The organism is Gammaproteobacteria bacterium, from assembly GCA_037388465.1.
Lineage (GTDB): Bacteria > Pseudomonadota > Gammaproteobacteria > SpSt-1174 > SpSt-1174 > JARRKE01.
The window spans coordinates 1-20,264 of the sequence record JARRKE010000046.1 but is presented as its reverse complement, the minus strand read 5'-3'; the positions used below and the strand labels follow the sequence as shown (position 1 = coordinate 20,264).

General features: G+C 63.8%; 26 protein-coding genes. 18 read left to right on the top strand and 8 right to left on the bottom strand.

What is annotated here, in order from left to right; genetic code table 11:
• Together P8Y64_09725 and P8Y64_09720 are read left to right on the top strand one after the other, a co-directional pair.
• A partial coding sequence (locus P8Y64_09725) for a hypothetical protein (protein ID MEJ2060749.1) occupies positions 1-318 on the top strand: 318 nt, incomplete at its 5' end.
• 43 nt (positions 319-361) lie between these two features.
• Positions 362-1,336: an MBL fold metallo-hydrolase gene (locus P8Y64_09720; GenBank protein MEJ2060748.1), complete on the top strand. Its 975-nt coding sequence runs from the start codon at positions 362-364 to the stop codon at positions 1,334-1,336.
• A gap of 9 nt (positions 1,337-1,345) precedes the next feature.
• Here P8Y64_09720 and P8Y64_09715 read toward each other — a convergent pair whose 3' ends face one another.
• On the bottom strand, positions 1,346-1,693 hold the full coding sequence (locus P8Y64_09715; GenBank protein MEJ2060747.1) for a metalloregulator ArsR/SmtB family transcription factor: 348 nt from the start codon (positions 1,691-1,693) through the stop codon (positions 1,346-1,348).
• Positions 1,694-1,774: 81 nt separating this feature from the next.
• On the opposite strand from P8Y64_09715, the gene P8Y64_09710 reads away from it, so the two are divergent.
• The 4 genes from P8Y64_09710 (at position 1,775) to P8Y64_09695 (ending at position 4,659) form a co-directional block, all read left to right on the top strand.
• Positions 1,775-3,082, top strand: a complete 1,308-nt coding sequence (locus P8Y64_09710; protein MEJ2060746.1) for an arsenic transporter — start codon at positions 1,775-1,777, stop codon at positions 3,080-3,082.
• A 13-nt stretch (positions 3,083-3,095) separates the two neighbouring features.
• On the top strand, positions 3,096-3,536 hold the full coding sequence (gene arsC / locus P8Y64_09705) for an arsenate reductase (thioredoxin) (GenBank protein ID MEJ2060745.1): 441 nt from the start codon (positions 3,096-3,098) through the stop codon (positions 3,534-3,536).
• Between the two features lie 141 nt (positions 3,537-3,677).
• A complete protein-coding gene (locus P8Y64_09700; protein MEJ2060744.1) occupies positions 3,678-4,370 on the top strand; it encodes a Spy/CpxP family protein refolding chaperone in 693 nt (230 codons plus the stop codon).
• A gap of 76 nt (positions 4,371-4,446) precedes the next feature.
• A complete protein-coding gene (locus P8Y64_09695; protein MEJ2060743.1) occupies positions 4,447-4,659 on the top strand; it encodes an Lrp/AsnC family transcriptional regulator in 213 nt (70 codons plus the stop codon).
• 66 nt (positions 4,660-4,725) lie between these two features.
• On the opposite strand, the gene P8Y64_09690 is transcribed toward P8Y64_09695, so the two are convergent.
• From P8Y64_09690 to P8Y64_09660, 7 genes are all read right to left on the bottom strand, one after another.
• Positions 4,726-5,073, bottom strand: coding sequence for a DUF302 domain-containing protein (locus P8Y64_09690; GenBank protein MEJ2060742.1), 348 nt, complete (start codon positions 5,071-5,073; stop codon positions 4,726-4,728).
• 40 nt (positions 5,074-5,113) lie between these two features.
• Positions 5,114-5,362, bottom strand: coding sequence for an SHOCT domain-containing protein (locus P8Y64_09685; protein MEJ2060741.1), 249 nt, complete (start codon positions 5,360-5,362; stop codon positions 5,114-5,116).
• A 153-nt stretch (positions 5,363-5,515) separates the two neighbouring features.
• Positions 5,516-5,986, bottom strand: coding sequence for a cytochrome c (locus tag P8Y64_09680; GenBank protein ID MEJ2060740.1), 471 nt, complete (start codon positions 5,984-5,986; stop codon positions 5,516-5,518).
• 68 nt (positions 5,987-6,054) lie between these two features.
• Positions 6,055-6,426 (bottom strand): hypothetical protein, encoded by a 372-nt coding sequence (locus P8Y64_09675; protein ID MEJ2060739.1) that lies wholly within the window; start codon positions 6,424-6,426, stop codon positions 6,055-6,057.
• 99 nt (positions 6,427-6,525) lie between these two features.
• Positions 6,526-8,160, bottom strand: coding sequence for a chaperonin GroEL (groL, locus tag P8Y64_09670; GenBank protein MEJ2060738.1), 1,635 nt, complete (start codon positions 8,158-8,160; stop codon positions 6,526-6,528).
• Positions 8,161-8,187: 27 nt separating this feature from the next.
• Positions 8,188-8,478 (bottom strand): co-chaperone GroES, encoded by a 291-nt coding sequence (groES, locus tag P8Y64_09665; protein ID MEJ2060737.1) that lies wholly within the window; start codon positions 8,476-8,478, stop codon positions 8,188-8,190.
• A 121-nt stretch (positions 8,479-8,599) separates the two neighbouring features.
• The gene (locus P8Y64_09660; protein ID MEJ2060736.1) at positions 8,600-9,052 is read right to left on the bottom strand and encodes an FxsA family protein; all 453 of its coding nucleotides are present in this window, start codon (positions 9,050-9,052) and stop codon (positions 8,600-8,602) included.
• Positions 9,053-9,297: 245 nt separating this feature from the next.
• Between P8Y64_09660 and P8Y64_09655 the strand changes: the two genes are divergently transcribed.
• The 12 genes from P8Y64_09655 to P8Y64_09600 form a co-directional block, all read left to right on the top strand.
• Positions 9,298-9,852: a thioredoxin family protein gene (locus P8Y64_09655; GenBank protein MEJ2060735.1), complete on the top strand. Its 555-nt coding sequence runs from the start codon at positions 9,298-9,300 to the stop codon at positions 9,850-9,852.
• The gene (locus tag P8Y64_09650; GenBank protein MEJ2060734.1) at positions 9,852-11,192 is read left to right on the top strand and encodes a TolC family protein; all 1,341 of its coding nucleotides are present in this window, start codon (positions 9,852-9,854) and stop codon (positions 11,190-11,192) included. Before P8Y64_09655 ends, P8Y64_09650 begins: the two co-directional genes overlap by 1 nt.
• Positions 11,189-11,953, top strand: coding sequence for an efflux RND transporter periplasmic adaptor subunit (locus P8Y64_09645; protein ID MEJ2060733.1), 765 nt, complete (start codon positions 11,189-11,191; stop codon positions 11,951-11,953). The genes P8Y64_09650 and P8Y64_09645 overlap by 4 nt, the downstream gene beginning before the upstream one ends.
• Positions 11,954-11,957: 4 nt before the next feature.
• Positions 11,958-12,284, top strand: a complete 327-nt coding sequence (gene cutA / locus P8Y64_09640) for a divalent-cation tolerance protein CutA (protein MEJ2060732.1) — start codon at positions 11,958-11,960, stop codon at positions 12,282-12,284.
• On the top strand, positions 12,281-14,587 hold the full coding sequence (locus P8Y64_09635; protein ID MEJ2060731.1) for a protein-disulfide reductase DsbD: 2,307 nt from the start codon (positions 12,281-12,283) through the stop codon (positions 14,585-14,587). Before cutA ends, P8Y64_09635 begins: the two co-directional genes overlap by 4 nt.
• A gap of 1 nt (position 14,588) precedes the next feature.
• Complete coding sequence (locus P8Y64_09630; protein ID MEJ2060730.1) at positions 14,589-15,176, top strand: TlpA disulfide reductase family protein; 588 nt, start codon at positions 14,589-14,591, stop codon at positions 15,174-15,176.
• Positions 15,177-15,325: 149 nt separating this feature from the next.
• Positions 15,326-15,775, top strand: coding sequence for a type II 3-dehydroquinate dehydratase (gene aroQ, locus P8Y64_09625; protein MEJ2060729.1), 450 nt, complete (start codon positions 15,326-15,328; stop codon positions 15,773-15,775).
• Position 15,776: 1 nt separating this feature from the next.
• Positions 15,777-16,238: an acetyl-CoA carboxylase biotin carboxyl carrier protein gene (accB, locus tag P8Y64_09620; GenBank protein ID MEJ2060728.1), complete on the top strand. Its 462-nt coding sequence runs from the start codon at positions 15,777-15,779 to the stop codon at positions 16,236-16,238.
• A 63-nt stretch (positions 16,239-16,301) separates the two neighbouring features.
• Entirely contained in the window at positions 16,302-17,642 is a 1,341-nt protein-coding gene (gene accC / locus P8Y64_09615) for an acetyl-CoA carboxylase biotin carboxylase subunit (protein ID MEJ2060727.1), read from the top strand.
• 168 nt (positions 17,643-17,810) lie between these two features.
• On the top strand, positions 17,811-18,692 hold the full coding sequence (gene prmA, locus P8Y64_09610) for a 50S ribosomal protein L11 methyltransferase (GenBank protein ID MEJ2060726.1): 882 nt from the start codon (positions 17,811-17,813) through the stop codon (positions 18,690-18,692).
• 56 nt (positions 18,693-18,748) lie between these two features.
• Positions 18,749-19,537, top strand: a complete 789-nt coding sequence (locus P8Y64_09605; GenBank protein ID MEJ2060725.1) for a DUF3426 domain-containing protein — start codon at positions 18,749-18,751, stop codon at positions 19,535-19,537.
• Between the two features lie 125 nt (positions 19,538-19,662).
• On the top strand, positions 19,663-20,264 hold a 602-nt coding region (locus P8Y64_09600), incomplete at its 3' end, for a tRNA-dihydrouridine synthase (GenBank protein MEJ2060724.1).

Here is a 20,264-nt window from a genome sequence, read left to right as displayed (position 1 = left end):
ATGCTCGACGCCGTCCCTGAACAGATCGACGCCGCCGAGGTGCGCCGCTATCTCGAATCCCTGCCGGGTATTACGGCCCTGCACGACCTGCACATCTGGGCCACCAGCACCACGGAGGTCGCACTGACCGTTCACCTGGTCAAACCGGACGGCTGCCTGGACGATGCCCTGCTCACCCGGATCGCCGACGAACTCGGTCACCGCTTCGACATCCGCCATGTCTCGGTGCAGCTGGAGCACGGCGACCCGGGCCATCCCTGCCCCCTGGACGGCCAACCGCGCGCATCCCAACCCGCAGAAGAAAAACCTCGGGCATAATGCGCCTTTAAATTTCAGTCTGCACACCATGCAGAGGATTACCATGCGGCTACCGGCTTCCCTGTTTGCACTGCTGCTCTTCCTGTGCGGGGCGCTCGCCCACCCTCACTCGGCTCTGGCCGCTCAATCCGGACAGCCCCCGGTTCGAATCGAAAAGGTCGCTACCGACGTTTACGCTCTGATCGGTTCCACCGGTCCGCGCAGCTACGACAACTACGGACTGAATGCGAATTTCGGCCTGATCGTTACGCCCGCCGGTTCCGTCCTGATAGACAGCGGTACCGGCGCCGGTGCGGCGGCTCAACTCGCCCGGGCCGCACGCAGCGTCACTTCGCAACCGATTCGCTGGGTCATCAACACCGGCTCACAGGATCATCGCTGGCTGGGAAACGGTTACTTTGCCGCGCACGGCGCACGGGTGATCGCCCTGGCGCGCACCGTGGCCACCCAACAGGCGCAGGCGGGGAGCGAACTCGCGAGCCTCAAACCGCTGCTCAAGGATCGCCTCGCCGGTACCAGGCCCCTCAGTGCGGCCCATCCGTTGCCCGGTGATCTGGCTAGGCTTGAATTGGGCGGCGTGAAGATCGAACTGCACTACCTGGGAGACGCGCATTTCCCGGGGGATGCGGTGGTCTGGCTGCCGAAGCAGCGCGTGCTCTTTTCGGGCGATCTGATATTCACCGACCGCATGCTGGGCATACTGCCCATGAGCAAGACCGTGAGCTGGGACCGGGCCTTTCACCGCGCGGAGCGGCAATTCCCTGAAGCCACCATCGTCCCCGGCCACGGCTCGGTCGGCGACTGGGCGCTTGCCCGCCGGGACACCGGCGACTATCTGGACTGGCTGCTGAAGGAAATCCGCCCCGCGGTGGCGCGCTGGGACGATCTCGGCGATACCGTCAACCGCCTGGACCGGTCCACGCCCCAGGCCTTTCGTCGCCTGGAACATGCCGACACCCTGAATCGCACCAACATCAACCGCACCTATCTGCAGCTGCAGCAAAGCGCCGAACAATAACCGCGAGGATCAGCTTCTGCAGGCCTGGCGCGGCCGGTCCGTCATCGCCGTCAGCCGGTGCGCGTCCGCTGCATAAGGTGATAGCTCCTCCACCCCCGCCAGGGTTTCGCCCAGCACCCGGCGCGCCCATGCGGGCAGGTCGGGATGCACCTGGTAGAACACCCACAGGCCGTCGCGCCGGTCGCTGACCACCTGGGCCTCGCGCAGGCTCGCCAGGTGACGCGAGATCTTGGGCTGAGACATCTCCAACGCGTGGGTGAGCTCACACACGCACAACTCGCCCTGACGCTGCATCAACATCAGGCAACGCAGGCGGGTGCCGTCGGCAAGGGCATGGAACAGGGTTTCGGGGGTCATAAAAGCTTAATACATTCGATATTGCATATATATGGTTTGACAATTATATTGCACCGCTCGCCTCTTTCCCAGGTTCGATACATGCTCGCCCTCGCCATTTTTCTCGCCACCCTGATCCTGGTCATCTGGCAGCCGCGCGGACTGGGCATCGGCTGGAGCGCGCTGGGCGGTGCGGCATTGGCACTGGCCACCGGCGTCATTCACTGGCCGGACATCCCCGTCGTGTGGCACATCGTCTGGGATGCGACCTTCACCTTCGTGGCGCTGATCGTCATCTCGCTGATCCTCGACGAGGCCGGCTTCTTCCACTGGGCAGCCCTGCACGTAGCCCGCTGGGGACGCGGCGACGCCCACCGCCTGTTTCCGCTGATCGTCATCCTCGGCGCGGTGATCGCCGCCTTTTTCGCCAACGACGGCGCCGCCCTGCTGCTGACGCCCATCGTGCTGGCCATGCTGCTGCATCTCGGTCTGACACCCAAGAGCGCCTTCGCCTTCGTGATCGCCACCGGCTTCGTGGCGGACACCACCAGCCTGCCGCTGGTGATCTCCAACCTGGTCAACATCGTCAGCGCCAACTACTTCGATGTGCGTTTCGACGAATACGCGCGGGTGATGGTACCGGTCAATCTGATCGCACTGATCGCCACCCTCACCGTACTCTGGCTATATTTCCGCCATCACCTGCCGGCACGCTACCAGATCGAGGAACTGGAAAGCCCGCGCTCGGCGGTACGCGACCCGCTGGTGTTCCGCCTGAGTTTCCCCGTGCTCGCCCTGCTGCTGGTGGCCTATTTCGTCACCGCACCCTTCCACATCCCGATCTCGGTGGTAACCGGCGCGGGAGCTTTGGTCCTGCTCGCCGTGGCCGGGCGCTGGCACCGGGGCGGACGCAGCGGCGTCATCCCCGTGCGCAAGGTGCTCAAGGAAGCGCCCTGGCAGATCGTGCTGTTCAGCCTGGGGATGTATCTGGTGGTCTACGGGCTGCGCAACGCCGGCCTGACCGGCGAACTTGCGCGGGTGCTGGCATGGCTGGCCGGGCACGGCCCGGTGGCGGCGACGGTGGGCACCGGTTTTCTGGCCGCAGGACTTTCCGCGGTGATGAACAACATGCCCAGCGTGCTAGTGGGCGCGCTGGCCATCGACCAGGCCCACGGCCTGCCCGGCCTGACGCGCGAGGCCATGATCTACGCCAACGTCATCGGCTGCGACCTGGGGCCCAAGTTCACCCCGATCGGCAGCCTGGCCACCCTGCTGTGGCTGCACGTCCTGGCCCGCAAGGGCGAGACCATCAGCTGGGGCCAGTACATGAAGGTCGGGCTCATCATCACCCCACCGGTACTGCTGATCACGCTGCTGGCGCTCAGCCTGTGGCTGCACATTCTCCATTGACAGGTAATCAACAATGCAAGCGCTGAAGATTCTCTTTTTGTGCACCGGCAACAGCTGCCGCAGCCAGATGGCCGAGGGTTGGGCCCGCGTCCTGGGTGGCGAGCAGGTCATCGCGACCTCGGCCGGCATTGAGGCGCACGGCAAGAATCCCCGTGCCATCGCCGTCATGGCCGAGGCCGACGTCGACATCAGCGCCCAGGAATCCACCCGCGTGACCGATGCCATGATCCACGACGCGGATCTGGTGGTGACGGTATGCGGCCACGCCGACGAGCACTGCCCCGTGCTCCCGCCCGGCGTGGAAAAGCTGCACTGGCCCCTGAACGACCCGGCCAAGGCGACCGGTACGGAAGAGGAAATCATGACCGAATTCCGCACCGTGCGCGACGAAGTGCGCAGGCGGGTTACAGCGCTGCTCACCGAGCGCGATATCCCGTTACACGACGTTGCCTGAGCACCGGGCTATTTCCGACACGATCCGACAAACAGTCACTGCAACGCCATCTAAGCTGACCTAAAATCATTCCTCCAGGCTGTGGGCAAACCGCCCGCGGCGTCGGACCTAACAACAACCGCACGTCGGAGGAACCTTGTCATGATCAAATCAAAATCATCCCTGCAATGGATTGCCGGGCTGGGCGCCGCGCTCGTACTGAGCCTGGGCCCGTTGGCTGTTCAGGCGGATGAAAGCAACGACACCACCCCCCCGCCCGGCTACGGCCCGGGCATGATGCACGGCTACGGGTACGGTCCCGGCATGATGGGCCAGGGATCGGGACGCGGCCCGGGCACCGGCTACGGTTATGGCCGCGGCATGGGCTATGGCTATGGTATGGGTTACGGCATGGGCCCGGGCATGATGGGCTATGGCGGCATGGGTTACGGTATGGGCCCCGGCATGATGATGGGCTACGGGGGCATGGGTTACGGCATGGGCCCTGGCATGATGATGGGCTATGGCGGTATGGGTTATGGCCCCGGCTATATGCGCGGTGGCATCAACCTGACCGACAAGCAGATCGAGAAGATGGCCGAACTGCGTGAAAAGCATGCCCAGGCCATCTGGCCCCTGATGGGCGAGATGCGTTCGCTGCGTTTCGAGATGATGCGCCAGATGAGCACCGAAAAGCCCGACCAGAAGGCCATCGACCGTTCGGTGGACAAGATGTCGGCCCTGGCGAAGCGGATGATCAAACTCCGCCTGCAGGGGCGCAGGGAAATGCTCGGCGTGCTGACCGACAAGCAGCGTGAGCAGCTCAAGTCCATGTACCCTTACATGCACGAATAATCATCTTGAGCCTTTCCGGGCCCGGCGATTCCCAACCGGGCCCGGAATCCGCTCACCCATCCGAACGGATAACCTCATGCAAACGACTTACGACGCCGCCGAAACCATCATCACCGAAATCGAGGAAACCTCCGAGGTGCATTCGATTTCCGGACAATACGACCTGCTCGCCAAGTTCTACCTGCCAGCCGATCGCGACGTGGGACGTTTCATCAACGATACCCTGCAGCGGATCGAGGGCGTTCAGGATACTTACACCCTGGTGGCATTCAACGCCTTCAAAAGCTGACCGGTTTTAACGGCCCCAATAAAAAAGGGGATCCGAAGATCCCCTTGACCGCCGCGCGCCGACGTCTCAGCCCTGCAGGGCGTCGCGCACACGTTCCAGCCGGCTGCGCACCTCCATGCCCAGTGCGGTGACCTCCTCGCGGTCGACCAGTCCCAGCACAGCCGCCGGATCCATGAATGCCACCAGCAGACCGATCTCCGGATCGGCCTGCAGCGCCTGATGCGCAAGCGGTGGATTGCACGCGCCCAGAATGCGGTAGGGACGTCCCTCGACGTTGAGTTTCGCCTTCAGGGTCGCGGCCACGTCGATGTCGGTCAGCACGCCGAAGCCTTCGGTTTTAAGTGCCTCGGTGACGCGTGCGACGGCGTCATCGAAAGACGCGGCACCTTTGAGCGGAATCGAAAATCCGTACATTCAGCAGCTCCTTGGTAACAAAACGAATCGAACAGCCTGCTCAACGATTGAGCAGGTCATGTCGCTTGCTCTCGAACTCCTCGCGCTCGATCTCGCCCCGTGCGTAGCGCTCTTCCAGGATCTCCAGCGCCCGGTTCGAACGGGGTTTTTCGTCGTGATGCGGCGCATGCCAGTTAAAGGCCCCTCTGACCAGCGCCACCAGCAAGATGATCACCAGTATCCAGAACACCAGCATCAGGAATCCACCGGCGTAGCCCATCCATCCCATGCCGTAACCGTAGCCGTTCATGCCACCCCACATATCAATCACCTCCAGACAGAATGGTTTTTATTGTTCGCATACCGCTGTCAGTTTTAGACCTGTACCCCGGTACAAGGTCAAGCGACTTTAAACGCCGATCACCGGCCGGCGACTTCGACCGTCGCTGACAACCGACCGCCGTCACTGGTTCGCCTCCTGCATGGCACGCCGGTTCATCTGATTCCAGGCCGCATAAACCTCGTCCGGCCACAGGGACTGGAAATAGGCGATCACGGCGACGATCTCACGGTCGCCCAGGCGGTCTTTCCAGGCCGGCATGGCCACACCGCCGTTTGCGATCACGTGGCGCAACTGCACAAGCGGGTGATGCCAGCTGTGCGCGGTGCCGTTAAGCGGTGGCGGCGGAAACCGGCCGTCCGGCCCCTGCTGACGCCAGTCGGGCGCGCCCTGGGCTTCACTGCCATGGCAGACGGCGCAGTTCTGCACATAGATCTGTCGGCCGCGGCTGACCTGCTTGGCGTCGTACCAGCGGACCACCGCTTCCTGCGCGCTCCCGGACGAGGTTTTCCTTTGTTCACCCTCACTTGAATTACACCCGGCGAGCACCGCCAGGCTCAGGGCAATAACACCCATCAATAAACGTGCAATCATGAAAAATCTCCATCGATAAACCCTGACCCGCCCGGTCACCGACCTGCGGCGGACAAACTTGATTCGGTTCAGATGGAGCGGCGCGGGGGTCGCTGCCGGACGGGTTCGTGATGAACGTAAAGGTCGCTGGCCTCCTTCACATGCGCGATGCGGAAGACGGCCTGGGTTGCGTGCTGAAGGACGGGAACTGAAACGGGATTGAGATTGCACGCCGGACAACCGGCGGTACCGCAGGTGGCTGCGGTATCCATGCCGTGTTTGCAGCAGGTGGATGGTGATGCTTGAGATGGGCCGGCCGGCTCCGTGAACGCGGCCTGATGCGTCATGCCCTGCACCGGCTCTCCGGCACAGGCAACGCCCGGCGCGGCATAACCGCTTCCGCCCGTCAGCAGGCCGAGGACGAGCAGCACTCGCCAGAACAGGATACGGCGTCGTTTCATGCCACCCGATTATGGCATGCCGACCGGGCTTGGCAAGCGCACAAAAAAGAAGGCCCCGCGATGCGGGGCCTTCCCTGTCGGACGACGGTGGGAACCGTCTTACATCATGCCCATGCCGCCCATGTCGCCGCCGCCAGGCATCGCCGGCTCTTCCTTCTTGGGCAGCTCGGCCACCATCGCCTCGGTGGTGATGATGAGGCCGGCCACGGAGGCGGCGTTCTGCAGAGCGGAACGGGTCACCTTGGTGGGATCCAGGATACCCATCTCGACCATGTCGCCGTATTCGCCGGTGGCGGCGTTGTAGCCGTAGTTGCCCTTGCCTTCGCGCACATTGTTGAGCACGACGGAGGGCTCGTCACCGGCGTTGGAGACGATCTGGCGCAGCGGCTCTTCCATCGAGCGGCGGGCAATGCTGATGCCCATGTCCTGATCGTGGTTGTCGCCCTTGAGCTTGTCGATCGCACCCAGGGCGCGAATCAGGGCCACACCGCCGCCAGGCACCACGCCTTCCTCGACCGCCGCACGGGTGGCGTGCAGGGCGTCTTCGACGCGCGCCTTCTTCTCCTTCATCTCGACCTCGGTGGCGGCACCGACCTTGATCACGGCCACGCCGCCGGCCAGCTTGGCAACGCGCTCCTGCAGCTTTTCGCGGTCGTAGTCGGAGGAGGCCTCTTCGATCTGCTTGCGGATCTGCTCCACGCGACCCTTGATGTCGGCAGCGGAACCGGCACCGTCGATGATGGTGGTGTTCTCCTTGGTGACCTGGATCTTCTTGGCGCGACCCAGCTCTTCCAGGGTGGCCTTCTCCAGGGACAGGCCGACCTCTTCGGAGATCACCTGACCGCCGGTCAGAACGGCGATGTCCTGCAGCATGGCCTTGCGACGGTCGCCGAAGCCGGGCGCCTTGACGGCGGCCACCTTGACGATGCCGCGGATGCTGTTGACCACCAGGGTGGCCAGGGCCTCGCCTTCGATGTCCTCGGCGATGATCAGCAGAGGCTTGCCGGCCTTGGCGACGCCTTCCAGCACGGGCAGCAGATCACGAATGTTGGAGATCTTCTTGTCGTACAGCAGGATGAAGGCATCGTCCAGCTCGGCCGCCATGCTCTGCTGGTTGTTCACGAAGTAGGGCGACAGGTAGCCGCGGTCGAACTGCATACCCTCGACCACGTCCAGCTCATTTTCGAGGCCGGAGCCGTCCTCGACGGTGATGACGCCTTCCTTGCCGACCTTGTCCATGGCGTCGGCGATGATCTTGCCGATGGATTCATCGGAGTTGGCGGAGATGGTGCCCACCTGGGCGATGGCCTTGCTGTCGGAGCAGGGCTTGGAGACCTTCTTCAGCTCCTCGACGGCGACGATGGCGGCCTTGTCGATGCCGCGCTTCAGATCCATCGGGTTCATGCCGGCGGCAACCGCCTTCATGCCCTCACGGACGATAGCCTGGGCCAGCACGGTGGCGGTGGTGGTACCGTCGCCCGCGACGTCGGAAGTCTGCGAGGAGACCTCCTTCACCATCTGGGCGCCCATGTTCTCGAACTTGTCTTCCAGTTCGATCTCCTTGGCGACGGACACGCCGTCCTTGGTGACGGTCGGGGCGCCGAACGCCTTGTCCAGAACCACATTACGGCCCTTGGGACCGAGGGTGACCTTGACCGCATTGGCCAGGACATTCACGCCACGCACCATGCGCGCGCGGGCATCATCGCTGAAACGTACTTCTTTAGCGCTCATGTTTGATTCTCCGGAATATGAAACTGATTAGCCTTCGATGACGGCCATGATGTCTTCTTCGCGCATCACCAGCAGTTCTTCGCCTTCCACCTTCACTTCGGTGCCGGCGTATTTACCGAACAGCACTTTGTCGCCCACCTTCAGATCCAGGGGGCGCACGTCGCCGTTCTCCATAATCTTGCCGTTGCCGACAGCCATGATTTCGCCGCGGATCGGCTTTTCGGTGGCGGAATCGGGGATCACGATGCCACCGGCAGTCGTACGCTCTTCTTCCATGCGTTTGACGATCACGCGATCATGCAATGGACGCAGGTTCATGGATGTGTTTCTCCTTATTGACAATGAGTTGCAACGAAATCGCGCCCGTTGTTAGCACTCGGGCCGAGTGAGTGCTAATAATAGGAACGATCTTATCGAAGTCAAGAGCAGCCGAGGGGATTCAACGCAAACGCCGGTCCTGATCGTCGTCATCACGGCGGACCGAATACTCCCCCTCGATGACGTCGGGCCCCGCCCGCCCGGCCTGGACCTCGATCACCGCCCGGCGCAGCAGCCAGTGCACCAGCGCCCGCCGCAGCGGCGGGATCATGCACAGCAGGCCGAGAAAGTCGGTGAAAAAGCCCGGGGTCAGCAGCAGCAGGCCGCCTGCGGCGATCAGCATGCCCTCGAACATCTCTACCGCCGGCAGCTGACCGCGCGCCATGCTCTGCTGGACGCGGAACATGGCGGAAATGCCCTGCTGACGCAGCAACACGGCTCCTGTGAAGGCGGTCAGCAGGATGATGCCGATGGTCGGCAGGGCGCCGATGAGCGAGCCCACCTTGATGAACAGGTAGATCTCCAGCAGCGGAACCGTAATGAACAGCAGGAAAAAAAGGGGAAACAGGCGCAAAATCGTATCCTGGCGTATGCGATGGGATGGATGGTTCTTGGCCGACTCACTACCCTAATGGGGTCGTTCCCCGCAGATTCAAGCGTCACCGACCCATATTGTCGTCTGACATCCCGTATTGCATAATCAATAAGAAACTAGAATGAAGAGGCAGGAAGCCCATACAACAACGGATCAGGCCACGCATTCGACAGCCGGTGGCTGTCACTGACCAAAGGACGTGGACCCGACCGGAGGTGATGGAGATGAGGATTAGAAGGTTTCTGTTTCTGCCGCTTGTCGCTCTGTGGCTGATCGCCGGCAGCGGGGCGGCTATGGCCGACGATATTCGGCCGCCCAGCGAATACTTTTTCCAGGATACGTTCGGCAACTTCAAGGACGAGCTGCAAACCGCCCGCGAGCAGGGCAAGACCGGCATCATGCTGTTCTTCGAGCAGGCCGACTGCCCGTTCTGTCACCGCATGAAACAAACCGTCCTGAACCGGAAGTCGGTACAGGACTACTATCGCAAGCACTTCCTGATCTTCAGCGTCGACATCAAGGGATCGCAGCAGATCACCGATTTCCAGGGTCGCGAGGAGACGGAAAAGGATTTCGCGTTCAAGAAGAACGGCGTCCGCGCCACCCCCGTGTTCGCTTTTTACAACCTCAAGGGCGATCGCATCGTCCGCTACACCGGGATTACCTCCAACGCCCAGGAATTCCTCTGGCTGGGCCAATACGTCGTTGACGGTATCTACAAAAACGAGAGCTTCACGAAGTACAAGCGCCAGAAACGGCGCGATACGAACGCCCTCTGATGCCCTTCACCCCACTGCGCTTCCTGAGCTGCATGGCGCTGGCCCTGCTTGTGCCCCTGTCGGCCGGCCAGGCGGCCGAGGATGGCGGCCTGCCGCAGCCGCTCACCCTCGGCGAGGCCCTGTCGCTGGCCGACCGGGCCAACCCCGTCATCGACGAGGCCCGCGCCGCCCTGGCCCAGGCGCAGGCCCAGGCCAAGAGCAGTTATGCCCAGGACGATCTGAGCGTGGATCTGTCCCTGGAGGCACGCTACATCGAACCGCCGGACGTCACGCCTGACAACTCCAACGACGACTCGCGTGCCGTTCTGCTCGCCCGCAAGCGGCTTTACGACTTCGGGCGCTCCAGCGCCCGCGAGGCCGCCGCCGACTCCCTGATCTCGGGACGCGAGGCGGAGCTGATGAACACTCTGGCCAGCCATCGCATCCAGGTCATGCAGCGCTTTTTCAACGTGCTGCTCGCCGACCAGGAATTCGCCCGTCTCAACGAGGCCATGGCCGTGGCCTATGTACAGCTCGACAAGGCGCGCGACCAGAACCAGCTCGGCCAGCTGTCGGATATCGAGCTGGCCCGGCTGGAGAACGTCTATCAGCAGGTGCGCACCCAACGCTATGCGGCGGAATCGCGCCAGCGCGAGACCCGCTCGCTGCTGGCCCAGGCCCTGGGCCGCCCCGACGACCTGCCGGCCGATCTCGCGCCGCCCGCGTTGCCCGGCCTGAACAAACCCGTCCCCGACTACGAGGAACTGGTCAAACAGGCCAAGGCGCACAACCCGCAGATCAAGGCGCTCAGGGCGGACCTCGAAGCGGCCACGCAGAGAATCACCGAGGCACGCGCCGGCCGCCGCCCGGAACTCAGCGCGCAGATGGAGGCCGGCGCCTATCAGCGCTCGATCGGCAGCAACGACCCGTTTCGCGCCAGCCTGATCCTGCAGGTGCCGTTGTATCAGGGCAACCGCGTGGACGCCGCGGTGGCAAAGGCGATCGCCGACCGCGACCGCCTGCAGGCCAGGCTGCGCGCCGTGGAGTACCGGCTGCGCCAGGACGTGCTCGACAACTGGCTCAAGCTGTCCGACCTCAAGGCGCAGGCCGACCAGTCCCGGGCGCTGTCCGACTACCGCGACCTGTATCTGGACCAGGCCCGCGCGGAATACGAACTCGACTTCAAGACCGATCTCGGCGACGCCATGGTCCAGCAGACCGCCGCCCAGATATTGCGCATGCGTACGCGTTTCGAGAAGGCCCTGACCATGTCCCGGCTCGCCGCCCTGACCAACGATCCGAACTACGACCCCACGCAGCCGCCGACCGCCAAGCAACAGCAACCCGAGAAACAGCCATGACCGCACGCGCCTTTCTGTCCGCCCTGCTGCTGTTCGTCACCCTCCCCGCACTCGCGGCCGACCTGCCCGCCACCATCGGCTGGTCCCGGCGGGTGGTGCTGAGCACGCCGGTTTCCGGTATCGTCACCACCGTCAACGCGACCCCCGGCCAGCATGTGCGCAAGGGCGATCTGCTGGTCGCGCTGGATCCCCGCCCCCTCAAGGCCGCGGTGACGGAGGCGCAAGCCGACGTTCGCCGACTCACCGTGGCGGGCGCGGAAGCGAAGCGCGAATACGAACGCGCCCAGGAACTGTACGACCGCACCGTCATCTCCAAGCACGACCTGCAACTGGCGGAGATCGCGGCCGTGGAGGCGAATTCCAAAACGACCGCGGCCCATTCGCGCCTGGTCCAGGCCCGGGTCCGGCTGGAAAACAGCGAGATCCGCGCTCCCTTCGACGGGCTGGTGATCGGGGTCCATACCGCGCCCGGCGAGACCGTCGCCAACCGGCTGCAGGTCTCGCCCATGGTGATCCTCGCCGCCGACCGGCCCTTGCTGGCCACCGCCTGGGCGGAAGCGCCCCAACTGGCGAAGCTGAAAACGGGGCAGTCCGTCCAGGTCACGGTGCAGGGGCAGAACTACCCGGCCACCGTCACCGCCCTGGGCCTGGAGCCGCAGAACCGGAACGGCAAGGCTGCCTATGCGGTGCGGGCCAGTTTTTCACCGCCCAAGAACCTGCTGCTGCGCGCCGGCGAAAGCGCCACCCTGATACTGCCCTGAACCGATGACCAAGGAATACCTGCTGATATTGACCACCTGGCCCGACGAGGCCGGCGCCGGGAAAATCGCCGAACGGCTGGTCGGCGATCGTCTGGCCGCCTGCGTGAGCATCCAGGCGCGCATGACATCCGTATACGAATGGGACGGCGAGCCCTGCCGCGGGGAAGAGCACCTGTTGCTGATCAAGACCCGCGCCGCGCGCTATGCCGACATCGAGGCGCTGATTCGCGAGTCACATCCTTATGAGCTGCCTGAAATCATCGCCGTGCCGCTGTCGCACGGCCTCGCCCCTTACCTGAACTGGATCGATCTTCAAACCACATCGTCATGAAAAAGCTTCTCGTTCTTCTGCTGTTGCTGGTCAGTGCCCCCGCCCTTGCCGAACAGGATGCCGGCGGCGACCTCCTGCCGCCCGAACAGGCCTTCCCGCTCAAGGTCGAGGCCGACTCGGCCGACCGGGTGACCGCCACCTTCGACCTGCCGGACGGCTATTACCTGTACCGCACCAAGTTCAAGTTCGACTCGCAGACCCCGGGCATCCGGATCAAGCATGCCGCCTATCCCAAGGGCAAGATGAAGGACGAGCAGGCCCTCGGACTCGGCATCGTGGAGATCTTCCGCCATCAGGTGAACATTCCCCTGACCCTGACGCGGAGCGCCGACGCACCTTCCACCCTCAAGCTCAAGGTCACCTCGCAGGGCTGCGCCGACATCGGCGTATGCTATCCGCCGCTGACGCGGATAGTGGACGTCAGCCTGCCGAAGGCGGCCGCGCCGGCCGCCAGCGTCTCGCAGGCCATCAACAGCCTCGCCAACAGCGTCGGCCAGGACGCCAACGACGTCCTGCCGCCCGACCAGGCCTATGTGTACTCGCTGACCGCTGCCGGGCCCGCAACCCTGCTCGCGCACTGGGACGTGCAACCGGGGTATTACCTCTACCAGGACAAGCTCAAGTTCAAGGTCGTCAAGCCGGCCGGCATCGAGCTCGGCCGGATCCGGCTGCCGCAGGGCAAGGTTCATGAAGACCAGTTCTTCGGCAAGCAAACCATCTACCCGGAAAGCTTCGGTGTCGACCTGCCGCTGATCAACAGCGGCGGCCTGACCGGCAAGCAGACCGTCACCGTCCAGGCCGACTACCAGGGCTGCGCCGAGGAGGCCGGCGTTTGTTATCCGCCGATGTCCAAGACCGTCGCCCTGACGGTCAATGCCGACGCGCTGCCGACCCAGGCCGGCAGTGCACCACCCGCCGGCGGCAGTGAATCCGCTTCCACCTCGCCCCAGACGCCCGGCGGCCAGGCCGTCACACCGCCGGTTTCGGAACAGGACCGCCTCGCCAGCTTCCTGCAGCAGAAACCGCTGTGGATGAGCCTGGGGCTGTTCTTCCTGCTCGGCCTCGGCCTGGCGTTCACGCCCTGCGTGTTCCCAATGATCCCGATTCTCTCGGGCATCATCGTGGGCCAGAAGGAGGCGCTCTCAACCATGCGCGCCTTCATGCTGTCGCTGGCCTACGTGCTGGCCATGGCGCTGACCTACACCGTGGTGGGCGTCCTGGCCGGGCTGGGCGGCGCCAACCTGCAGATCTGGTTCCAGAATCCCTGGGTGCTGTCGGTGTTCGCCGCCGTGTTCGTGCTGCTGTCGCTGTCGATGTTCGGCTTTTACGAGCTGCAGATGCCCAACGCCATCCAGACCAGACTGACCAATCTGAGCAACAAGCAGCAAAGCGGCAACCTGATCGGCGCGGGCATCATGGGCTTCTTGTCGGCTCTCATCGTCGGCCCCTGCGTCACCGCCCCCCTGATCGGCGCGCTGATCGTCATCAGCCAGACGGGCGACGCCGTGCTGGGCGGCGCCGCGCTGTTCTCCCTCAGCATCGGCATGGGCGCTCCCCTGCTGGTCATCGGCGTCTCGGCCGGCAAACTGCTGCCCCGGGCGGGCGCCTGGATGGACAGCATCAAGGCCGTGTTCGGCGTGCTGCTGCTGGCGGTGGCGATCTGGATGCTGGAACGCATCGTCCCGGACGCAGTCACCTTCGCCCTGTCCGGCATCCTGCTGATCGTTTCCGCCATCTACCTGGGCGCGCTCGACCATCTCGAACCCGGCGTAAGCGGCTGGCGCCGCCTGTGGAAGGGGCTCGGCCTGGTGCTGCTGCTGTACGGCGCCTTCCTGCTGGTCGGCGCCGCCTCGGGCAGCCGCGATCTGATGCAGCCGCTACGCGGCGTGGTCGCCACGCAAGGCGCCGGCCCCGGCGGTGCGGTGGCGCACGAGGGATTGCAGTTCCGCCAGATCAAAGGCCTGGACGGCCTGGAACAGGCGCTGGCCCAGGCCAAGGCGAACAACCAGCCGGTCATGCTGGACTTCTATGCGGACTGGTGCGTGTCCTGCAAGGAAATGGAGAAATACACCTTCACCAGCTCGCAGGTGAAGCAGGCGCTGGGCAACGCCCTGCTGCTGCAGACCGACGTCACGGCCGACGACGCCAAAGACAAGGCCCTGCTGAAGCATTTCGGCCTGTTCGGCCCGCCCGCCATCCTGTTCTTCACCCCGCAGGGCGAAGAACTCAAATCCGCGCGCGTGGTCGGTTATATGCCGCCCGCGCAATTCGCGCCGCACGTGAAACAGAGTCTGGGAAACTGACGTGGGTAAAAAAAGCAACGCCTATCTTTTTTCGCTGCTGGCTGTCCTGATCATCGCCGGCGCCGCCGGCTACGGCCTGTATCACTGGCTCGGTCTGAGCCACCACGATGCCGGCCAGTCGCCCGCCGGCACCGCTGCAAACGGCGCCCCGGCCGCCGACGCCCAGCTACTGGGCAAAATGCGGCCCGACTTCACGCTCAAGGACACCCAGGGCAAGCCGCGCAGCATCAGCGAATGGAACGGCAAGGTGGTGTTGCTGAATTTCTGGGCCACCTGGTGTCCGCCCTGCCGCAAGGAGATGCCGGACTTCGTCAAACTGCAGGAGACCTACGGCAAGCGCGGATTCGAAGTGGTGGGCGTGGCCATCGACGACCCTCAGGCGGCCCAGGACTTCGCCGACCAACTGGGTGTCACCTATCCCATTCTCGCCGGCTCGATGGATGCCGTGAAGGTGGCCCAGGCGTACGGCGATCGTTTTCAGGCCCTGCCCTACAGCGTGCTGATCGACCGTCAGGGCCACATCCGTCTGGTGCATCCCGGTGAGCTGACCCGCGCCGAAATCGAACCCAAAATCAAGGCCTTGTTGTAAATCTTGCCTTAAACGGCCGGGATTTTCAGGAGAACTTGCCGGGATCTGGCCAGAATCTGGACAAACCCGTCACGGCTGGGGCACAATGCCGGCCCTGACAATTGGAAACTGCCCGATGCGGGCAGATCCGCTCAAGTTCAGCGCAGATCATGGCAAAATTGCTACTTCTCAACGGGCCGAATCTCAACCTCCTGGGGACGCGCGAACCCGAGATTTACGGCGCGCAGACCCTGGAAGGCCTGGTCCGCGAACTGAAAGCCGAGGCCGGCACGCTCGGCCATGAACTGCTGGATTTCCAGAGCAATGCCGAACACGCCCTGGTGGAGCGCATCCATCAGGCGCAGCGCGAAGGCGTTGAATTCATCCTCTTCAATCCCGCCGCCTTCACCCATACCAGTGTCGCGTTGCGCGACGCCCTGCTGGGCGTAGCGATCCCGTTCATCGAGATCCACCTGTCCAACACGTTGAGCCGCGAGGGCTTCCGGCATCACTCGTATTTTTCGGACATCGCGCAGGGCGTCATTCTGGGACTGGGCGCACAGGGCTATTATCTGGCCCTGCAGGCGGCGGATCACCAGATCAAATCCAAAGGAGCCTGACGTGGATATCCGCAAGATCAAGAAACTCATCGAATTACTGGACGAATCCGGCGTCGCCGAGATCGAGATCAAGGAAGGCGAGGAATCCGTACGCATCAGCCGCAACACCGGCTCAGCCCCGGCAGCGATGATGATGCCCCAGCAGTTCCAGGTACCGGTGGCTGCGCCGGCACCGGCCGCGGCCGCCCCCGAGCCCGCCACCCAGGAGACCGAGGAATCGATCCCGGCCGGGCACGCGGTCACCTCGCCGATGGTCGGCACGTTCTACCGCGCCTCTTCGCCCGGCGCCAAACCCTTCGTGGAAGTCGGCCAGAGCGTCGCCGTCGGCGATACGCTGTGCATCATCGAGGCGATGAAAATGCTCAACCAGATCGAAGCCGACAAGGCGGGCATCATCAAGGCGATCCTGCTCGAAAACGCACAACCGGTCGAATACGGACAGCCCCTGTTCATCATCGAGTGATGACGGCCCGGCCAACCCGACCGACAACAGCGGTCCGCCGCACTGACAGACAGAATGTTCCCCATGCTCGATAAAGTCCTCATTGCCAATCGCGGTGAAATCGCGCTACGCATCCTGCGCGCCTGCCGGGAAATGGGCATCAAGACGGTGGCCGTGTATTCCGAGGCCGACCGCGATCTGAAACACGTGCGCCTCGCCGACGAATCGGTCTGTATCGGCCCGGCGTCATCGACCGACAGTTACCTGAACATTCCGGCACTCATCAGTGCCGCCGAGGTAACCGACACGGTCGCCATCCATCCCGGCTACGGATTCCTGTCCGAGAACGCCGATTTCGCGGAACGCGTCGAGTCCTCGGGCTTCATCTTCATCGGACCGCGGGCCGAAACGATTCGCCTGATGGGCGACAAGGTCTCCGCCAAGGAGGCGATGGTCAAGGCCGGCGTCCCCGTGGTGCCGGGCTCGGACGGCCCCCTCGGCGACGACCCGGACGAAAACCTGCGCATGGCGCGCGAGATCGGCTATCCGGTCATCATCAAGGCCTCCGGCGGCGGCGGCGGACGCGGTATGCGCGTTGTGCACTCCGAGGCGAGCCTGCTCAACTCCATCAGCATGACCCGCAGCGAGGCCCACGCCGCCTTCAACAACGATGTGGTGTACATGGAAAAATTCCTGGAGACGCCACGCCATATCGAGTTCCAGATACTGGCCGACACCCACGGCAACGCCATCCACCTCTGCGAGCGCGACTGCTCCATGCAGCGGCGCCATCAAAAGGTGGTGGAAGAAGCGCCCGCCCCCGGCATTACCGCCGAACAGCGCAACAGGCTCGGCGAAAGCCTCGCCGAGGCCTGCCGCCAGATCGGCTATCGCGGCGCCGGCACCTTCGAGTTCCTGTACGAAAACGGCGAGTTCTACTTCATCGAGATGAACACCCGCCTGCAGGTTGAACACCCGGTCACCGAGATGATCACCGGCGTCGATCTGGTCAAGGAACAGCTGCGCATCGCCGCGGGCGAGGAACTGCGCATCCGCCAGCAGGACGTGACCGTGCGCGGCCACGCCATCGAATGCCGCATCAACGCCGAGGACCCGAAGAACTTCACACCCTCGCCCGGCACCATCACCCAGTTCCATGCACCGGGCGGGCCGGGCATTCGTCTTGAGACTCACATCTACAACGGCTACCGCGTCCCGCCCTACTACGACTCGATGATCGGCAAGCTGATCGCCTACGGCGAGAACCGCGCCACGGCCATCGCGCGCATGCGCGGCGCACTGGCCGAGATCGTGGTCGACGGCATCAAGACCAACATCCCGCTGCAGCAGGACATCATGGCAGACAGCGCATTCCAGCAGGGTGGCACCGACATACACTATCTGGAAAAGAAGCTCGGCCTGTAACAGGCTGTTGTTGTCTACTCATGCGGCACGATAGGGCGTCAAAATCAGGCTCAAAATGCTCATTTACCTTTTGTAAATTGTGCTGTCTCGCCCGATTTTTCCTTCTCTCGCACTCGCCTGAGCGGCAACAACCTGTTAGGCACTGTTCCTGTTCGTAGACGTCGAGCCATGCCCTGGCAGAAGCTCTCCATTCAGGTCGGCCCCGACCGGGTCGCCGCGATCGAGGAAGAACTCGAGGCCGCCGGCGCCCTGTCGGTAACCGTCACCGACGCCGCGGACAGCCCCATCCTGGAACCACCGATCGGCAGCACGCCGCTGTGGCCGGACAATGTGATCAGCGGCCTGTTTCCCGCCGAGCAGGCACTTGCCCCGCTGATCCGTCACCTGCACGAAACGCTTGCGATACCCGAGGAGGCGCTGCGCCTGGAAACGCTGGAAGACCAGGCCTGGGAACGGGTGTGGATGGACGAATACCACCCCATGCGGTTCGGGCAGCATCTATGGATCGTGCCCAGCTGGTCGGAACCGCCCGACCCGGAAGCGGTCAACATCCTGCTCGACCCCGGCCTCGCCTTCGGCACCGGCACCCACCCCACCACCGCCCTGTGTCTGGAGTGGCTCGACGCCCATCCGCCGACAGGAAAGCTGGTCGTCGACTACGGCTGCGGGTCCGGCGTCCTGGCCATTGCCGCCCTGCGTCTCGGAGCGCGCCACGCCTGGGCAGTCGACATCGACCCGCAGGCGCTGACCGCCACGGAAGACAATGCGGACAAAAACGGCATCGCCGCCGGCAATCTCTACACGGCGGGCCCCGACGGCCTGCCGCCGATGCAGGCCGATCTGGTTATAGCGAATATCCTCGCCGGACCGCTGGTGGAATTGGCCCCCGAACTCACGCAGCTGCTCGCCCCCGGCGGCCGGCTGTTGCTAAGCGGGATCCTGGCCGAGCAGGCCGACGAGGTCCGGCGTGCCTACCCGGAGATCGATTGGCAGGCACACAGCGAACGCGAACAATGGGCCTGCCTGGCGGGACAGCGTAAAAAATCCTGATCCGGGGTCGGGTAGCGCTTGCCCACCCCATGACCTAAACCCGATACTAACGCCCCATGCACGCTCAATGCCCCAACTGCCACAGCATCTTCCGCATCACGCCGGAGCAACTGCGTACGGCGAACGGGCAGGTACGCTGCGGCGTTTGCCGGACCGTCTTCGACGGCAGGGCGGCCCATGTCGACGTGGGCGAAGAGGAACCGTCGCCGAGCCTGCGCGCCTCGCGCCGCAACCCCACCGCCGGCACCCCCCCGAAGGGAGCGCCGGACACCGCCGGCGAAGGCAGCTATCCGACGCTCAACCTGTTTCCCGAAAACGTTCCACCCGCCCTGCGCGAAGACATGGAAACGCCCCAACCCGCTGCGCGCAGCGGCACGCTGGGCACCGTATTCGGCGCACTCGCCAGCCTGCTGCTGATCGTCCTGCTGGGGGTGCAATACGCGTATTTTCACCGCGACAAGCTGGCCCAGTATCCCGAACTGCGCCCGACACTGAACGCCATGTGTGAGGTGACGGGCTGCAGCCTGCCGCCATTGCGCAACATCCAGGACATCGAGCTGCTCAGCCGCAACATTTATTCGCACCCCAACATTCCGCATGCGCTGATCATCACGGCCACGTTCGTCAACAACGCTCATTTCGCCCAACCCTATCCGCTGCTGCAGGTCAGTCTGTTCGATCTGCAGGGGAAGTTGCTCGCCATGCGGCGGTTCAAGCCGTCGGAATATCTGCAACCCGGCACCAACCCCAACGAACCCATGCAGCCCGGCTCGCCGGTCAACATCCGCCTCGAGGTATCCGACCCGGGCACCAACGCCCTGGCGTTCGAATTCAAATTCCTTTGATAAAGCGTGACGCAGGTCACTTTTCACCTGGCCAAGCTGTGACCAGCATCACTTTTTGACCATTCTGGGCCGGGGTAATATGACTGCGAGTCATCAATCAGGGCAGATGTCGCAGCCGCATCGTCATGCAACTCGGACCTTACATATTCGAAACACCGCTCGCCCTGGCGCCCATGGCCGGGGTAACCGACGCGCCGTTTCGAAATCTCTGCCGGCGACTAGGCGCGGATCTGGCGACTTCGGAAATGCTCACATCCGACAGGCGTTTATGGAACAGTGCAAAAAGCCGGACTCGCCTGCCCAGCGACGACGAGCCCGAACCGCGTAGCGTTCAGATCGCCGGGGCCGACCCGCACATGATGGCCGAGGCCGCACGCGCGAACGCCGCCCTGGGCGCCGAAATCATCGACATCAACATGGGCTGCCCGGCCAAGAAGGTCTGTAACCAGGCCGCCGGCTCCGCACTCATGCAGGACGTAGCCCGTGTCGAAGCGATCCTGCGCGCCGTGGTGGAGGCGGTGGACCTGCCCGTCACACTCAAGATGCGTACCGGTTGGGACAGAGACCATCGCAACGGCGTGGAGATCGCACAGATCGCCGAGACCGTCGGCATCCAGGCATTGGCCGTACACGGCCGCACGCGTGCCGACGACTATCGGGGCGAATCCGAATACGACACCATCCGCGCCATCAAGGCCGAGGTTTCCATTCCAGTACTCGCCAACGG

Coding starts and splice junctions, on each gene's coding strand:
- P8Y64_09720 (MEJ2060748.1), top strand. CDS start 362: ATGCGGCTACCGGCTTCCCTGTTTGCACTGCTGCTCTTCCTGTGCGGG.
- P8Y64_09715 (MEJ2060747.1), bottom strand. CDS start 1,693: ATGACCCCCGAAACCCTGTTCCATGCCCTTGCCGACGGCACCCGCCTG.
- P8Y64_09710 (MEJ2060746.1), top strand. CDS start 1,775: ATGCTCGCCCTCGCCATTTTTCTCGCCACCCTGATCCTGGTCATCTGG.
- arsC (MEJ2060745.1), top strand. CDS start 3,096: ATGCAAGCGCTGAAGATTCTCTTTTTGTGCACCGGCAACAGCTGCCGC.
- P8Y64_09700 (MEJ2060744.1), top strand. CDS start 3,678: ATGATCAAATCAAAATCATCCCTGCAATGGATTGCCGGGCTGGGCGCC.
- P8Y64_09695 (MEJ2060743.1), top strand. CDS start 4,447: ATGCAAACGACTTACGACGCCGCCGAAACCATCATCACCGAAATCGAG.
- P8Y64_09690 (MEJ2060742.1), bottom strand. CDS start 5,073: ATGTACGGATTTTCGATTCCGCTCAAAGGTGCCGCGTCTTTCGATGAC.
- P8Y64_09685 (MEJ2060741.1), bottom strand. CDS start 5,362: ATGAACGGCTACGGTTACGGCATGGGATGGATGGGCTACGCCGGTGGA.
- P8Y64_09680 (MEJ2060740.1), bottom strand. CDS start 5,986: ATGATTGCACGTTTATTGATGGGTGTTATTGCCCTGAGCCTGGCGGTG.
- P8Y64_09675 (MEJ2060739.1), bottom strand. CDS start 6,426: ATGAAACGACGCCGTATCCTGTTCTGGCGAGTGCTGCTCGTCCTCGGC.
- groL (MEJ2060738.1), bottom strand. CDS start 8,160: ATGAGCGCTAAAGAAGTACGTTTCAGCGATGATGCCCGCGCGCGCATG.
- groES (MEJ2060737.1), bottom strand. CDS start 8,478: ATGAACCTGCGTCCATTGCATGATCGCGTGATCGTCAAACGCATGGAA.
- P8Y64_09655 (MEJ2060735.1), top strand. CDS start 9,298: ATGAGGATTAGAAGGTTTCTGTTTCTGCCGCTTGTCGCTCTGTGGCTG.
- P8Y64_09650 (MEJ2060734.1), top strand. CDS start 9,852: ATGCCCTTCACCCCACTGCGCTTCCTGAGCTGCATGGCGCTGGCCCTG.
- P8Y64_09645 (MEJ2060733.1), top strand. CDS start 11,189: ATGACCGCACGCGCCTTTCTGTCCGCCCTGCTGCTGTTCGTCACCCTC.
- cutA (MEJ2060732.1), top strand. CDS start 11,958: ATGACCAAGGAATACCTGCTGATATTGACCACCTGGCCCGACGAGGCC.
- P8Y64_09635 (MEJ2060731.1), top strand. CDS start 12,281: ATGAAAAAGCTTCTCGTTCTTCTGCTGTTGCTGGTCAGTGCCCCCGCC.
- aroQ (MEJ2060729.1), top strand. CDS start 15,326: ATGGCAAAATTGCTACTTCTCAACGGGCCGAATCTCAACCTCCTGGGG.
- accC (MEJ2060727.1), top strand. CDS start 16,302: ATGCTCGATAAAGTCCTCATTGCCAATCGCGGTGAAATCGCGCTACGC.
- prmA (MEJ2060726.1), top strand. CDS start 17,811: ATGCCCTGGCAGAAGCTCTCCATTCAGGTCGGCCCCGACCGGGTCGCC.
- P8Y64_09605 (MEJ2060725.1), top strand. CDS start 18,749: ATGCACGCTCAATGCCCCAACTGCCACAGCATCTTCCGCATCACGCCG.